Source organism: Herbiconiux flava (assembly GCF_013409865.1).
Classification (GTDB): domain Bacteria; phylum Actinomycetota; class Actinomycetes; order Actinomycetales; family Microbacteriaceae; genus Herbiconiux; species Herbiconiux flava.
Genome location: NZ_JACCBM010000001.1, coordinates 753,386 through 768,736 on the forward strand (window position 1 = coordinate 753,386; position 15,351 = coordinate 768,736).

11 protein-coding genes are annotated in these 15,351 nt (G+C 71.4%); 6 read left to right on the forward strand and 5 right to left on the reverse strand.

Annotation, left to right across the window (positions count from 1 at the left end):
• Positions 1 to 7: 7 nt before the first annotated feature.
• From BJ984_RS03545 to BJ984_RS03565, 5 genes are all read left to right on the forward strand, one after another.
• Positions 8 to 976, forward strand: coding sequence for a nucleoside hydrolase (locus BJ984_RS03545; RefSeq protein WP_271206381.1), 969 nt, complete (start codon positions 8 to 10; stop codon positions 974 to 976).
• Positions 973 to 2,034 (forward strand): MBL fold metallo-hydrolase, encoded by a 1,062-nt coding sequence (locus tag BJ984_RS03550; RefSeq protein ID WP_179546864.1) that lies wholly within the window; start codon positions 973 to 975, stop codon positions 2,032 to 2,034. The genes BJ984_RS03545 and BJ984_RS03550 overlap by 4 nt, the downstream gene beginning before the upstream one ends.
• Positions 2,034 to 2,699 (forward strand): dienelactone hydrolase family protein, encoded by a 666-nt coding sequence (locus BJ984_RS03555; protein WP_179546865.1) that lies wholly within the window; start codon positions 2,034 to 2,036, stop codon positions 2,697 to 2,699. The genes BJ984_RS03550 and BJ984_RS03555 overlap by 1 nt, the downstream gene beginning before the upstream one ends.
• Before the next feature lie 11 nt (positions 2,700 to 2,710).
• Positions 2,711 to 3,013 (forward strand): DUF2470 domain-containing protein, encoded by a 303-nt coding sequence (locus tag BJ984_RS03560; protein ID WP_179546866.1) that lies wholly within the window; start codon positions 2,711 to 2,713, stop codon positions 3,011 to 3,013.
• Between the two features lie 76 nt (positions 3,014 to 3,089).
• Entirely contained in the window at positions 3,090 to 3,743 is a 654-nt protein-coding gene (locus BJ984_RS03565) for a biliverdin-producing heme oxygenase (protein WP_179546867.1), read from the forward strand.
• 27 nt (positions 3,744 to 3,770) lie between these two features.
• On the opposite strand, the gene BJ984_RS03570 is transcribed toward BJ984_RS03565, so the two are convergent.
• The 4 genes from BJ984_RS03570 to BJ984_RS03585 all read right to left on the reverse strand — a co-directional run bounded on the left by BJ984_RS03570 (position 3,771) and on the right by BJ984_RS03585 (position 12,213).
• The gene (locus BJ984_RS03570; protein WP_179546868.1) at positions 3,771 to 5,834 is read right to left on the reverse strand and encodes a YhgE/Pip domain-containing protein; all 2,064 of its coding nucleotides are present in this window, start codon (positions 5,832 to 5,834) and stop codon (positions 3,771 to 3,773) included.
• Entirely contained in the window at positions 5,831 to 8,797 is a 2,967-nt protein-coding gene (locus BJ984_RS03575; RefSeq protein ID WP_179546869.1) for an MMPL family transporter, read from the reverse strand. Before BJ984_RS03575 ends, BJ984_RS03570 begins: the two co-directional genes overlap by 4 nt.
• 100 nt (positions 8,798 to 8,897) lie before the next feature.
• Positions 8,898 to 10,883 carry a cell wall-binding repeat-containing protein gene (locus BJ984_RS03580; RefSeq protein ID WP_179546870.1) on the reverse strand — a complete coding sequence of 662 codons (1,986 nt, stop codon included), beginning with the start codon at positions 10,881 to 10,883 and terminating at the stop codon, positions 8,898 to 8,900.
• 40 nt (positions 10,884 to 10,923) lie between these two features.
• Complete coding sequence (locus BJ984_RS03585) at positions 10,924 to 12,213, reverse strand: ATP-dependent DNA helicase (RefSeq protein ID WP_179546871.1); 1,290 nt, start codon at positions 12,211 to 12,213, stop codon at positions 10,924 to 10,926.
• Positions 12,214 to 12,270: 57 nt separating this feature from the next.
• Between BJ984_RS03585 and BJ984_RS03590 the strand changes: the two genes are divergently transcribed.
• A complete protein-coding gene (locus tag BJ984_RS03590; protein ID WP_179546872.1) occupies positions 12,271 to 13,302 on the forward strand; it encodes a hypothetical protein in 1,032 nt (343 codons plus the stop codon).
• A 15-nt stretch (positions 13,303 to 13,317) separates the two neighbouring features.
• Here the strand turns inward: BJ984_RS03590 and BJ984_RS03595 are convergent, their stop codons facing one another.
• Complete coding sequence (locus BJ984_RS03595; protein ID WP_271206383.1) at positions 13,318 to 15,285, reverse strand: bifunctional copper resistance protein CopD/cytochrome c oxidase assembly protein; 1,968 nt, start codon at positions 15,283 to 15,285, stop codon at positions 13,318 to 13,320.
• Positions 15,286 to 15,351: the final 66 nt, after the last annotated feature.

Here is a 15,351-nt window from a genome sequence, read left to right on the forward strand (position 1 = left end):
TGGGCCCGTGGCCCATCGTGTACTGCTCGACGTCGACACCGGCGTCGATGACGCCCTCGCCGTGCTCTTCGCGGTCGCGCATCCCGAGATCGAGCTCATCGGCATCACCTGCGTCGCCGGCAACACCTCGCTCGAGAACGTGGTCGCCAACACGCTGACGGTGCTCGACATCGCCGGCGCTCCGCCGATCCCGGTGTCCGCCGGGGCGCAGCGGCCGCTGATCGCGCCGCCGCGGGCCTCGCACGTGCACGGCAGCGACGGTCTCGGCGACCTGGGTCTGCCCGTCTCCGAGCGGGTTCCGGATGCGCGGCACGCCGTCGATCTCGCCCGCGACCTCCTGCTCGCCTCCGATCGTCCCGTCACGATCGTCGCGCTCGCCCCGCAGACCAACCTCGCCCTGCTGCTCCGCCTGCACCCGGAGGTCGCCCCGAGGATCGAGCGCATCCTGTTCATGGGAGGGTCCGCCTCGGGCGGCAACGCCACCGCGGTGGCGGAGTTCAACGTCTGGCACGACCCGGAGGCGGCCGCCGTGGTGCTCGACTCGGGCGTGCCCACCTTCATGTACGGGCTCGACGTCTTCAACCAGGTGACCATCGACGAGCCGGCCGCGCGGCTCCTGCTCGAGTCGTCGTCGGCGTCGGAGCGGTTGGCCGGTGCGTTGCTGCACTTCCAGATGGCCGACCCGGAGTCGGACGACGCCCACGACCCCTCCGCGTTCGGCGGGCACATCGGCGACGCGGGGGCGCTCTGCGCCCTGGTCGATCCCGGGGCCCTCCGGGTGGAGCGCCATCCGGTTCGGGTGGAGCTCGGCGGGGAGAGCCGGGGCCAGACCGTCGTCGACCGGCGCCGGCGAGTGGGCGAGGACACGGTGCACGCCGGGGGCGCGTCGGTCGCGCATCCGGTCGATGTCGCCCTCGACGTCGACGTGGCGCGCTTCGCCGGGCTGTTCCTCGAGACGATCAGCCGGCTGCCGTGAGGACCACGCCCGTGCCGGGGGTCGAGGCGATCAGCGAGGAGGAGCTCCGCGCCGAGACGTCAGGGGAGGGTCTGCCCCCTCTCGCGCCGGTGCGGGACTGGCTGCACGTGCTGCCCCAGGCGCTCGGGTCGACCCATTCGCCCCGCTACACGCTGAGCTACCTCGTGCTCGACGACGCCGGCGGCGTGCACGTCGTCGATCCCGGATGGGACTCCGAGGAGAACCGGGCCCGCCTCGAGAGCGCGCTCGACTCGCTCGGCCGAACCGTCGCCGATGTGCGCAGCACGGTCTCGACCCACCTGCACCGGGACCACCTCGGCCTCGCCGAGCACCTGCGGGAGCGCGCCGGCGCCCGCATCGTGCTGCACGAGCGCGAGCAGGCCGCCATCGAACGCCTCGCCGACGCCCGCGATCGGCAGACCCCGGGTGCGACGACCGCCCGCCTGATCAGCTGGGGTGTGCCGGCCGCCCGGCGAGAGGAGCTGGAGCCGATGTCGATCGAGGTGACCGCCGCGTGGTCCAGCGCCGACCGGCTGCTCTCCGACGGCGACCTGCTCGACATCCCGGGTCGGCAGGTGGAGGTGCTCGACACCCCTGGTCACACGCCGGGCCACGTCGCGCTCGTCGACCGCGACGCGCGGTTGGTGCTCACCGGCGACCATCTGCTGCCCGCGATCTTCGGCGGCATCGGGCTCGGCGGTCCGGCCGAGGACGCCATCGGCGACCACCTGGCCTCGCTCGACCGGCTCGAACAGCTGGAGTCGGGGAACTCATATGCCTCGGGCGGCATGTACGAGGTCCTACCCGGTCACGGCTACCGCTTCACCGGCCTCACCGCCCGCGTCCGCGAGACCCGCGAGCATCACCGCGCCCGCTCGGCGGAGATCGCCGCGCTGCTGGAGCAGAGCCCGGGTGCCACCGTGTGGAAGGTGGCGGAGGGGGTGCGCTGGTCGGCCGGCTGGGAGAACCTCCGCCCGTTCCACCGCTTCTCCGCGCTCGCGCAGACCGCCATGCACATGAACCATCTGCGCCTCGCCCACGAGCGGGGGGTCGGCTGATGGCGGAGTTCGTCGACATCCCCTCGCCCGGCTGGCCGCTGCAGTTCGGCGAGAGCGGGCGGCCCGCCGTCGTGATCGTGCACGACGCCTACGGCCGCCTGCCGTACCTCGAGGCGTACGCCCGCGCTCTCGCCGGCCAGGGCTTCTTCGTGGTGATGCCCGACCTGTTCGACGGGGTCGCGACGACCGACCCCGACGGGGCGGCCGAGCTCGAGGCGCGGCTCGACCCGGGCTTCGCCCTGGCGACGCTCGACGACGCCGTGGCGCTCGCCCGAACCCCGGAGGGTGCCGCCGAGGGCAGCCCGGCCCGGGTCGGGCTGATCGGGCTCGGGCTCGGTGGTCGCTACGCCCTGCGTCTCGCTCAGCGCGGGGCGGCGGATGCGGTGGTCGCCTACTACGCCCTGCTCGGCGACGACGAGGGCGGGGTCGTCCCCGCGCCCGTGCTGCTCCACCGAGCCGAGGACACGGCCTGGGCCGGAGGGGCCGACGTCGACGGCTTCGTCAGCCGGCTGAAGGAGCACGGCACCCCCGTCACCCAGCACAGCTACGCCGGAACCACGGCCGGCTTCGCGAACGCCACGGTGCTGCCGCTGGTCGATCGCAACGCCGCCGCCCTGGCCTTCGCCCGGAGCACCTATTTCCTGCAGGCGCAGCTCCTGGACTAGCGTTCGGGAGCATGACCGCATTCGCTCCCGAGGTCGTCGAGGCGATCCTCCGCCACATGAACGGCGACCACACCGACGACAACCTGCTGATCGCCCGCGCCTTCGTCGACCCGTCCGCGGAGTCGGCCGAGATGGTGGGCCTGGACGGGGACGGCGGGGTGTGGGACGTCACCACCGCCCGGGGAGCGCATCGCGCATCCGTCGCCTGGCCGGCCGGGGCGATCACCGAGCGCGGAGAGGTGCGGCGGGAGATCGTGGCGCTCTACGACGAGGCGTGCGCGGTGCTGGGTGTCGAACCGCGCCCGCATTCGTGACGAACTCGTAGACATTCCGGCCGTTCCCTCCGCTACAGTTAGGGCAACCTAACCTCCGACGGCTTGGACTGAACGCATGGCTGCAGTGATCCCCTTCTCGCAGGCGCTCCGCGAGCGCACCTGGACCGGACATTCCGACAGCGAGGGCGCCGGTTTCATGACGGATCTGATGAGCGGCAAGGGCTCGCGCGACGACTACATCGCGCTGGTGGCCCAGCACTTCTTCATCTACGAGTCGCTCGAGGCGGCCGCCGACCGGATGAAGAACGATCCCGTGGCGGCGTCGTTCATCTCGCCGAAGCTCACCCGGCTGCCCGCGATCGTCGAAGACCTGCGGTTCCTGATCGGCGACGACTGGCGGGAGCAGATCGTGCCGCTGCCCACCACCGCCCGCTACGTGCGGCGCATCGACGAGGTCGCTGCCACCTGGAACGGCGGCTTCATCGCCCACCATTACACGCGCTACCTCGGCGACCTCTCGGGCGGGCAGATCATCCGCACGCTGATGCAGCGCCAGTTCGGCTTCGAGACCAACGGCGTGGGCTTCTACCTCTTCGGCGACATCGCGAAGCCGAAGGAGTTCAAGGAGACCTACCGCACCCAGCTCGACGCGGTCGACTGGGACGCGGCGGAGCGGGAGCGGGTGATCGACGAGGTGCTCGTCGCGTATCGATTCAACACCGAGCTCTTCCTCGACCTGGCGCAGGCCAAGGCCGCGCAGGTCGCGTAGCCGGCGAGCCCCGCCGGGCGCCCGGGGTCAGGCGGTCGCCGCCCGGGGCCCTGCGGGGAGGGCCGGCTGGGATGCGATGACCACCACGTCGCGTGATCGCTGCCGCGACGCGGCGACGAGGCCGAGCGCGAGACCGATCAGCCCGAACACGGCGAGCGCCGCAGCGGCACCGAGCACCGTGTCGAGCGATCCGCCCGCGAGCAGCGCCTGCAGCCCGGTGATGGCGTTGGTCAGCGGCAGCAGCGACGCGATCCCGGTGTAGAGCGACGAGCTCAACCCGGCCGGGACGATCACGGCCGCGGCGGCGACCTGCACCGCGAGCAGGGCGATCGAGAGCACCCGTCCGGTCTGGCCGAGCAGGGCGATCAGCCCCTGGTGCAGGGTGACGAACACGAGCGACATCAGCAGCGAGAACAGGATGCCGCCGGCGAGCCGGGCCGGATCGACACCCACGGCGAACAGCACCGCGGCCACGACCGCGGCCTGCACGAGGCCGAGCAGCGCGGCCGGGATCAGCGCCCCGACGACGACCCGGACGGTGGACGCCGTGGAGTCGAGGGCGCGGCGCGTGAACGGCGCCAGCAGGAGGTAGACGGCGAACGCGCCCAGCCAGAGCGCCAGCGGGATGACAACGGCGGCGATCGCGGCAGCGGGGGAGGGCGCCCCGCCCACGCTGGTCTGCGCGGTCAGGATGGGCTGCGTGACGACGGTCGCCAGCTGCGTCTGCTGGTCGGCGGTGTACGCCGGGATCTGGTCGGACCCCTCCTGCAGCTTGGTCGCGAGCTCCTGAGGGGCGGTGCTGAGCTCGTGCAGGCTGCCGCCCAGCTCGGAGGCGCCCTTGGCGGCGTCGCGGAGGCCACCCGTCAGCGACACCATGCCCGTGGCCAGCTGGGACGACGCACCGGCGGCATCCGAGATCCCCTTCGTCAGCAGGGGGGTCGAGGCCGCGAACGCCGACTGAGCCTCACTGAGCTCGGTCGAGTACCTCTCGAGTTCGCCGACGCCCAGCGCGTCAGCACCCAGCGCGAGCGTGACGGTGAACGACGAGACCCGGATCCCGGCCGCCGTCTCCTGCAGCTGTGCGAGCCGGGCCTGGGTCTCTTCGGGCGTCAGGGTCGGCACGTCGGCGCTCAGGGCGGCGATGTCGGACTCGAGGGCCTTCTGGCGCTCGTCGATGGCATAGCTCGCCGCCGTCTCGTCGTCGAGAACGGTCTTCAGGAACGAGATGCCGCTCGAGATGCCGGAGGAGGCCTCGGCGAAGCCGTCCGCCACCTGCGGCAGGGGTGCGACGACGGTCGACAGGGTGCCGAGCCCTGAGGCCAGACCCTGGACCCCCGTGGTGAGCGGCACCGCTCCCTTGTCGACCGCGTCGGTCAGGCCGCCGGCCAGCCCGTCGGCACCGGTGCCCGCCTGGTCGACGTAGCCTGCTATCTGGGTCGCCCCGCCCGCGGCCTGGGAGAGGCTGGTGCGCACTCCGCCGAACGCCTCCAGCGACTTGGTGACGTAGCCCGAGGTGATCTGGCGGGAGACCGCGGCCTGGAGGTCGGTCGAGAGGGCGTTCGCGAGCAGCTGGGTGGCGTAGCTGCTGCCGGCATCGGTCTGCACCTGCAGCGTCGACTGCACCGGGTTCGCCGTGCCCACCGACTGGAACGAGGCGCTGAAGTCGGAGGGGATCGTCACGACGGCGGCGAAGTCGCCCGACGCCAGGCCGGCCGACGCGGTCTTCGCGTCGGTGAGGGTCCAGCTGAAGCCGGTGCCCGAGGTGCCGTCGGTGAGGTCGGTGGTCAGCAGCTTGCTGAACACGGCCTTCGACGTCGTCCCGTCCGCGGCCGTGACGTCGACGTACTCGTCCTCGTTCACCAGGGCGGCGGGCAGCAGGGGAGCGGTGCTCGAGGAGGAACCGGCGGTGCTCGAGGGGGAGCCGGCGGTGCTCGACCCCGCCTCGGCTCCGGCCGGGCTCTGGAACGCGCTCACGGCCACGCCCGCGATCAGCAGCGGCGTGAGGACGGCGAGCCCGATGGCGATGCGGCGTCCGAGCGGGGAGACGGGGGCGGTGTCGCCGCGGCGCACGAGGGATCGGAGGCTCGTCATGCGGTCACTTCTTCTCGAGGGGTGCTGTCGGTGGGGGAGGACGGGGCGGCGGCGGTGGTGTCGGAGGCGGTGCCGGCCGGGTCGGCATCGAGCGCCGCAGCCCCGGGCGCAGCCGACGCCGGCGCCGCGAGCTCCTTCGCGGGCAGGTGCACCGTCAGCTCGAGCCCCGGGGGAGCGGGAACGAGGGCGAGCACCCGCACGTTCCGGCCGCTCAGTTCGAGCCGGGCGCCGTGGTGCGCCACGGCGAGGGTCGCGGCGAGCGGCAGCGCGTCGTGCAGCACGGCGAGCGCCCGCTGCAGCAGCGGGGTCGGGATGCCGGTGGCGTCGATCGCGACGAGCCGCGCCCGGGCGGTGGTCGCCACCGCGAGGCTGCGCAGCCACTCCCCGGCGACCGGGGCACCCCAGAGCTCGTCGAGCTCGGCCCCGAGCTCGCGCTCGAGCCGGGCGAGCACGCCGGGGGCTCCGGACGCCAGCGCCCCGCCCGATTCCCCGAGCGACGCGTCGACGGGGCGCTGCACCAGCACCGAACTCCGCCGCAGGGCCGCCGCGTGGAACGGCAGCGGCTGATCGAGCACCCGCAGGTGCCCTCCGCGCAGCTCCTGCCGCCCGGCGAACGCGGCGACCACGGCCTCGGGGTGCGTCGACGACGCCCCCGTCACGAGCACGAGCTCGCCCGCCTCGGCGCGCAGCTCGAACGGCGCGGCCCCGGCGCCCACCACGACGGCTCCCGCAGCGGCGACGGCGAACGGCCGCCCCGCCTCGTCGAGTGGCCGCCACTCGGTGGCGGAGAGCAGCTCGCGCACGCCCTCACCCTCGAGGTCGACGTTCGGCAGGATGCGCCCGAGCCAGGCGGGCAGCGCCCAGCCCCAGCGACCCAGCAGGATCATCACCGCGGGGATGAACGTCATGCGCACCAGGAAGGCGTCGATGAAGACGCCGGCCGCGAGCCCCAGCGCGATCGGCTGCAGCACCGCTCCGCCGCCGGGCACGAACGAGGCGAACACCGCGAACATGATCAGCGCCGCCGCGGTCACGACGCGCGCGGCGCCGATGAAGCCGTGCCGCACCGCGGTGTGCGGGTCGCCCGTCTTGACGAACTCCTCGCGCATCCGGGAGACCAGGAAGACCTGGTAGTCCATCGCCAGGCCGAACAGCACGGCCATCAGCAGGATCGGGAAGAAGCTGATCACGGGCCCGACCTTGGCCACGCCGAGCACGTCGGCGAGCCACCCCCACTCGAACACCGCGGTGACGATGCCGAACGACGCGAACACCGACAGCAGATAGCCGACGGTCGCCGTCACCGGCACGGCGAGCGAGCGGAACACGATGGTGAGCAGGATGATGCACAGCCCCACCACGACGATGCCGTAGGGCACCAGGGCGCTCTGCAGCCGCTCGGAGACGTCGATGCCGAGGGCGGTCTGCCCCGTCACCTGGTAGCCGAAGCCGTTCGCCTTCTCGAACGCCGGCTCGCTCGAGCGGATGCTCTGCACCAGGTTCTGCGTGGCGGCACTGTCGGGAGCCGAATCGGGCGTGATCGAGACGATGAGCATGTCGGCCGTGGCGTTCGGCACGACCTGGCTCACCGATTGGACGTCGTCGAGGCCGCCGAACCGGTCTCCGAACGAGGTGATGGCGTCGCCGAGGTCGGTCGCGGCCACGGTCGAGACGTCGGCGGTCACGAGCAGCGGCCCGTTGAAGCCGGGCCCGAAGCCCTCATCCAGCAGGTCGTAGCCGGTGCGCGACACCGAGCCCTCGGGGTTGTAGCCCGCATCCGGGAGCGTCAGGCGCATCGAGCCCACCGGCAGCGCGACGATCACGAGACCGATCACCACGACCGCGACGGTGATCACCGGCTTGGCCGTGACGACAGCGACCCAGCGGGCGCCGAGGGTGCGGTGCGTGCCCTCGGCCGCCAGCTCCCGCTTGGTCGAGCGCGAGGTCGGCTTCGGCACCAGCTTCCGGCCGAACAGGCCCAGGATGGCCGGCAGCAGCGTGAGGGCCACGAGAACCGCCACGACCACGGCCACCGCGGCGCCGAGCCCCATGACGGTCAAGAACGGGATCTGCACGACTGCCAGGCCGAGGAGCGCGATCACGACGGTGAGGCCGGCGAACACGACCGCGCTTCCGGCCGTGGAGGTCGCGACGGCGGCCGACTCCTTCGGATCCATCCCCCGGATGAGCTGGGCCCGGTGCCGCGAGACGATGAACAGGGCGTAGTCGATGCCCACCGCGAGGCCGAGCATGGTCGCGAGCAGCGGGGCGGTCGAGGAGACGTCGGCGAAGGCCGTCGACAGCACGATCAGCGAGTAGGCGACGGCCACACCGATCACGGCGGTGACGAGGGGCATGCCGGCGGCGAGCAGCGAGCCGAAGGTGATCAGCAGCACGACGAAGGCCACGGCGAGACCGATCAGCTCGGTGTCGGCCGCTGCGGTGCTCACGTCGGTGAGGCCGGAGTACGCGACGGTCATCCCACCCGTCGCCGCCGTCTCGGCCGCGGCCTTCAGCGCGGTCGCATCGGCCTCGGTGAAGTCGGAGCTCGCCACCGTCAGCTGCACCGTGCTGAAGGCGAGGCGACCGGAGTACTCTCCGGAGTCGGAGACCTGGCCCGTCACGTTCTCATCGAAGGGACCGCTCACCCCGACCACGTCGGGGGACGCCTTCATCGCCTCGTCGGCCGCCGCGATCTGAGGCTCGAAGTCCTGGATGCTCGACCCCTCCGGCACCTCGAAGATGACGCGCACCGAGCCGCCCGCGGCCTGGGGGAAGCGCTGGTCGAGCATGTCGATCGCCTGCTGCGACTCGGTGCCCGGGATCTCGAACGCGGAGGCGAACGACTTCTGCAGCAGCTGTCCGCCGCCGACGATGAGCACGAGCAGAACGATCCAGCCCACGATGACGACGATGCTCCGCCGTGCGGCGAACCGGCCGATGCGATACAGCACAGTTGCCATGGTGAACCCCCTCGCCGCAAGGCTATCGGCGCTCCCTCGCCGACGCGGGGCCGCACCCGCCCCAGTAAGGGGGGGCCGGCCCCAGAGCCGAGGTCCTGTCTCAGCGCAGGTGTCCCTCCAGCTGGTTCATCGTCAGCGCGCTGATCGCCGCCGGGCCGCCGAGCACGACGATGCGCGACGGCCTCAGCCGGTCGAGCTCGTCGAGGGTGGCCTGGGGGAGCGAGTCCCGTCTGGCCAGCAGCACGGGAGCCCAGGTGGTGACCGCGGCCGGCGACCCGGCCAGGGCGTCGGGGAAGCTCTCGCCCGAGGCGATGTAGACCGTATCGGTTCGTACCACCGGGAAGGACTCGTGCGAGACGGAGGCGGAGACCGCGAAGCGGTCGGCCCCCGACAGCCTGGTCGTCGGCGCGATCAGGCGCAGGTGCGACTCGGCCTCCTCCGACACGGCTGCCGGCCCTCCGAGCAGCACGATGCGGTCTGGCTTCAGGCGAGTGAGCTCGGCCGTCACCGCAACGGGAACCGCGTCTTTCCTCGTGAGCAGAACCGGGGCCCGATCGAGGCCGGCCGCTGCTCCGCCCGCCAGCGCATCGGGGAAGTCGGCGCCCGACGCGACGTAGGCGACCGTCGGATGCTCGGCGAACGTCTCGGCCGAGACCGCCGCCGAGACCTCGAACCGATCGGCGCCCCCGATCCGATCGACCTTTGGAGCGAACGCCTCGAGCGCTGCGAGCACTCCGTCGGAGACCGCGACACTCCCTCCGAGCACCACGATCCTCGAAGGCCGCAGCCGGCTCAACTCGCGAGCGACGACGTCCGGCACACCATCGGGCGGCACGAGGAGCACCGGTCCCCCTTCCGCGGCAGCAGCAGCACCGCCGGAGAGCGCATCGGGGAAGGTGGAGCCCGAGGCGATGTAGGCCACGGGAACCTGCGGCGCGAAGGTCTGCCGCGACACCTCCGCCGCCGTCGCGTAGCGGTCGGCGCCGGCCTGCCGCTCGATCGTCGACATGCGGGAGCGTCCCGAGCCGACGACGGCGATGGAGCCGGTGGGCCAGCTCAGCACGTAGGCCGTCGACGTCGATTCGTCTACGGCGACGGCCGACGGGCGCGGCCCCGTGCCGTATCGCCCACCCTGCTCGAGGGTGGTCAGCACCCGGTCCTCCATGGCATCGATCACACTGACGGTCTCGCCCTCGAGGTTCATGACGTGGATCAGCTGCGACGAGGAGTCGACCGCGACCGCCATCGGGCCCGATCCGACCGGGACGGTGCCCACCGCGACGTCTCGCGTGGTGTCGATGATCGAGACCGACTGGGTCGTGTAGTCCGCGGTGTAGGCGCGATGCCGTACCGCATCGACGACTATGTCACGGGGGAACCCCCCGATGCCCGAGATGATCGTCGATGAGGCCCTACCGGAGAGCGTGTCGAACACGGACACCGTGCCCGCACCGGAATCGATGACGTAGCCCTTGTGCAGCCCGGGATCGATCGCCAGGTCGGACGCGCCGGCGGTCACCCCGCCGAACTCGTCGATCGCGCCGACCACCCTGAGCGACACGGTGTCGATGACTGAGATGAAGGACGCTCCGAAGTTCACGACATAGGCGCGATGAGCGATGGGATCGACCGCGACCTCATGAGACCGGAGTGTCTCACCCGCCTGCGCGAGCTCGATCCGCGCGATGACGGTATTGCTCGTCACGTCGATCACGGACACCGTGTCGTCGGTCTCGTCGGCCACGAACACCCGCCCGAGGCTCGAGTCGATCCCGATTCCCGAGGGGTACATGCCGGGGCCGCCGTCCGGCCCCGTCGCGATGGACGTCGTGAAGCGCCGGGTCGTCGTGTCGAACACCGAGACGCCGTTCACCCCGTCGCCGGTGAGGTACAGCTGGCGGCTGACCGGGTCGACGGCGAGCTCATCACCTGACTTCGGCCCGTGCGGCACCGTGATCGTGTCGCGCACGAAAGGCACGGCACCGAGGCTCTGGGCACCGAGGCTCTCGGCCGCCGCACCCGGTGCGGCGCCGGCGACCAGCAACGCGGCCACCAGCACGATCACTAGTCGAGGACGTCCGGTCATAGTCGGATCGTACTCGAGAAATCCTCAGAGAGGAAGAAGATCAGGCCCGGGCGGCGGCCGCCTCGTCGCGGCGTCGGCGCATGAAGGCCTGCACGGCCGGGTCGACGATGATGTCGGAGGGGCGGAGCGGACGGCTGAGGTACAGGCCCTCGAGCGAGGTGAGGCGGGAGAGCGCCACGTAGGTCTGGCCGGGGCTGAACACGCGGGCCCCGAGGTCGACCACGGCCTCGTCGTACGTCTGGCCCTGCGACTTGTGGATGGTGACCGCCCAGGCGAGCCGCAGCGGGAACTGGGTGAACTCGCCGATCACCTCCTTGCTCAGCTTCTTCGACTCGGGCGCGTAGGAGTAGCGGTGCTTCTCCCAGGCCACCGGGTCGACCTCGTGCACCTCGCCGTCGACCTCGACCCACACCGTCGAGGCGATCTTCGTCACCGTGCCCACCGTGCCGTTGACCCAGCGCTGATCGGCGTCGTTGCGGAGGAACATCACCTGCGCTCCCACCTTGAGCTCGAGGTTCAGGTCGGCCGGGTAGGCGCGACCCCCGAAGTCGCCGCTGATCTCGGCCTTGGCGCTGAGCACCCGGCCGGGCAGCCGGCCGAGCGCCGTCTGGTTGATGCGGTTGACCGCGTCGTTGCGGGTCGCCAGCGTGATGGCGGTGTCGGGCGCGGGGGAGCGGGCGCCCGTGGCGTTCAGCACGTCGGCGATCTCCTTCGTGACCATGCCGAAGCGCACCGCGTTCAGCATGTGCTTGAACTCGTCGTCGTGCTGCCGGTGGATCTCGGTCAGCTCGACGATCTCGAGCTCCGTCTCCTCCCACACCTTGGCGTCGAAGAACCACATCGAGCGGTAGTGGTCGGCGAAGTAGGCGCGCTCCTCGCCGTCTCCCGGCACGGGGGCCAGCTGATACGGGTCACCGAACAGCACGACCTGCACTCCGCCGAACGGCTCGGCCTTGCGCCCCCGTGCCTGCCGGAGCGAGCGGTCCATCGCATCCATCAGGTCGGCGTTGACCATCGACACCTCGTCGATCACGAGGGTGTCGATGGTGTTGAGGAGCTTGCGCACCTCGGCGTTCTGCTCGATCTCGCTGTCGGCGATGACGCCGATCGGCAGCCGGAAGAGCGAGTGGATGGTCTGACCGCCCACGTTCAGGGCGGCGACGCCGGTGGGGGCCGAGATGACGAGCTGCTTCTCGGTGTTCCAGGAGAGGTGGTTCAGCAGGGTCGACTTGCCGGTACCGGCCCGGCCGGTGACGAAGACGTGCTTGCGGGTGCCCTCGATCAGCTCGAACACGCGCTGCTGCTCGGCGGAGAGAGTGGGCCTGGCCATCCCTCCAATCTACCCGCCGCCCGAAGCGGTCTCCCGGCTCCCGCCTAAACTGTGCACATGGATGCGGGAGGTGTGGACAGGCGCGAGGCCCTGCACCGATCGATCGTGATCTGGGTGGGCCTGTTCGTGCTCACGATCGCCGCCCTCGTGTCAGCCGTCGGCATCCTGAACCGCGAGCTGTTCAGCGCCACCACGTTCGTGCGGCTCTACCTCGAGGCCCTCGCCGACCACGACGTGCCCGGCGCCCTCGCGACCCCCGGCGTGAAGCTCACGAGCGGCGACGAAGCCGGCACCGGCGAGGCGGCCCTGGTGACCCCGGATGCGCTCGGCGGCATCACGCGCATCAGCGAGGTCAGCGACACCGAGATCATCCCCGGGCGCCACCGCATCGTCTACTCCTACACACTGACCGGCACCGGCGACCAGCAGGTCGAGGGCCAGACCGAGTTCGACGTGGTGCAGACGGGCACGAGCTGGCTCGTCTTCCCCGAGTGGGAGTTCCTGCGCTCCCCCACCGCGCGGGCCGAGGTCACGGTCTCGCACGCGAGCACCTTCACCGCGGGCACGGTGCAGGTGTCGGCCGGCGACGCGGGCGCGTTCCGCGCCAATCGCAGCTACGACCTGCTGGTGCCGAGCCTGACGGCGCTCGGGCACACCTCGCACTATCTCGGCGCCTACCCGTCCAAGCTCGTCGCGACCAGCACCGGCAGCTCGGTCAGCGCCATCGTCGACGTGCAGCCCACCACCCGCTTCCTCGACGAGGTGCAGACGACGGTGCACGACTTCCTGGCCGACTGCGCGACGGAGACGCTGCTCTACCCTCCGGGCTGCCCGTTCGGGCTCGAGGTCGACGACCGCATCGTCTCCGAGCCGGACTGGTCGATCGAGACCTTCCCCGCGCTGACGATCATCGCCGGGCAGGACAGCTGGGTGGTGCCCACGGCGTCGGGCAGCGCGCACGTCCGGGTGGACATCCGCTCGCTCTTCGACGGCGCTGTCACCACGATCGACCGCTCGATCCCCTACGACGTGACCTTCGCGCTGAGCATCGAGCCCGACGGCGCGATCCAGTTCGCGCCGCGCGGCTGAGCTCGGGCGGTCGATCTAGCGCGCCGTGTCCTTCTCAGCCAGGCGCTCGAGCATCGCGTTGTACTCGCCGAGCTCGGCCTCGTTGGTGCGGTCGGCGTTGCGGTCGCGCCGCTTGGTCTCCTTCTTGTCGACCCGGCTCCACTGGATCGCGACGATCAGGGCGAGCGTGAAGGTCGGGATCTCGCCGATGCTCCAGGCGATGCCGCCGCCGTTCTGCTGGTCCTGCAGTGCGCTCGGGCCCCAGTCGCGGCCGGTGGCGCCGAACCAGTCGGCGAGCAGCAGGCCCGTGCCCTCCATCAGGGCGAGCCCGAAGAAGGCGTGGAAGGCCATCGTGCCGAGCAGGAGCAGCAGCCGGAACGGGTAGGGCAGCTTGTACGGCACCGGGTCGACGCCGATCAGGGCCTGCACGAAGAGGTACCCGACGATCAGGAAGTGCACGATCATCCACTCGTGGCCGAAGTGGTTCTCGGTCGCCCAGCGGAACAGCGGCGTGTAGTAGAAGGTGACGAGGCTGGTGGCGAAGAGCACCCCGGCCACCACCGGGTTCGCGATGACCGTGGCGACCTTGGAGTGCACCGCCAGCAGCACCCACTCGCGCACGCCGCGGCTGCCGTCACCGCGCTTCTTCACGGCGCGCAGAACGAGGGTGACGGGGGCGGCGGGCACGAGCAGCAGCGGCACCATCATGCTGAGCGTCATGTGTCCGAACATGTGCGCACTGAACAGGAACTTCTCGTAGACGTTGAGGCCGCCGTTGGTGACGTAGAAGAGCAGCAGGATGCCCGCGATCCAGAGCACGGTGCGGTACCAGGGCCATCGGTCGCCGCGGCGGCGCAGGCGCAGCACCCCGGCGACGTAGAAGAAGATCGCGAAGGCGCAGACGAGCACCCAGATCAGGTCGAAGTTCCACTGGGTGAGGAAGTTCGAGACCGTCAGCTCGGGGGGCAGCTTCTCGCCGGTGAGGATCTGCGCGGCGGTCTGGGTCTCGGGCACCTCCTGCGGCACCGGGGTGGCGGTGCGGGCGAGCGCGGCGGCGAAGCCGGTGGCGATGCCCATGAAGCCGAGCTCGGCGACGACCAGCCACCAGAAGTGCCGGCGCCGCTCGGTCGTGCCGAGCTTGCCGATGACGTAGCGGCGGTGCAGGGCCCCGATCAGCCCGAGGGCGAGCAGGGCGCCCACCTTGACCAGCACCAGGATGCCGTAGGGCGTGAGCAGCCGGTCGAGCGAGCCGACCCGCAGCTCGGCGCTGACGTAGCCCGAGGCCGCGACCACGACGAAGCAGACGATCGCCACCGTCGAGTAGCGCGCGACGACGTCGACGAGCACGGCCGTCGACAGCTGCCGGCTGAGCAGCACGATGACCACGAGCCCGCCGAGCCAGGCCGCGGCGAAGACGAGGTGCAGGCCGAGTGCGGTGATGGCCGCGTCGTGGCCGTCGACGCCTGCCGCGTGACCCTGCTGCGCCATGGGCACCAGGCAGACGACGGCGACGAGGCCGACGAACACGAGCGCGGTGTGGTTGCGCACGGCGAAGCACAGCACGGTGACGACCGCGCCGAGCAGTGTGGTCTGCAGCCAGGCCTGACCGAGCTCGATCTGGGTGAGGAACTGCCCGAGACCCTGGCTGAACGCGTCGTCGAAGCTGAGGGCGCGCGCGGTGACGCTGAGGTAGCTGAAGAAGCCCGTCATCGCCGCCGCGACGGTGAACAGGCCGGCGGATGCGGCGGCGACGTCGAGGGCGCGTCCCCAGGCCGGGCTCGACGGCGGGATGGCGAAGACCACCAGGCCGATGGCACCGATCATGCCGGCGGCCGAGATGTTGACGAGCGTCGAGGTGATCGGCAGACCGAAGCGCACGACGGGCCCGGGATCCTCGAGCAGCTGCGGTGCGGCGCCGCCGCCGATGGCGAGGGCGATCAGGAGGGCCGCGAAGGCCGCCACCACCAGTACGGCGGGGCCTGACACGCGGACGACTCTCAGCACCCGTCCACTGTACGCGCGTCGGCCTGGACCTTTGCCGGAACGGCCGGAACGGCTGCAACGGAGCCA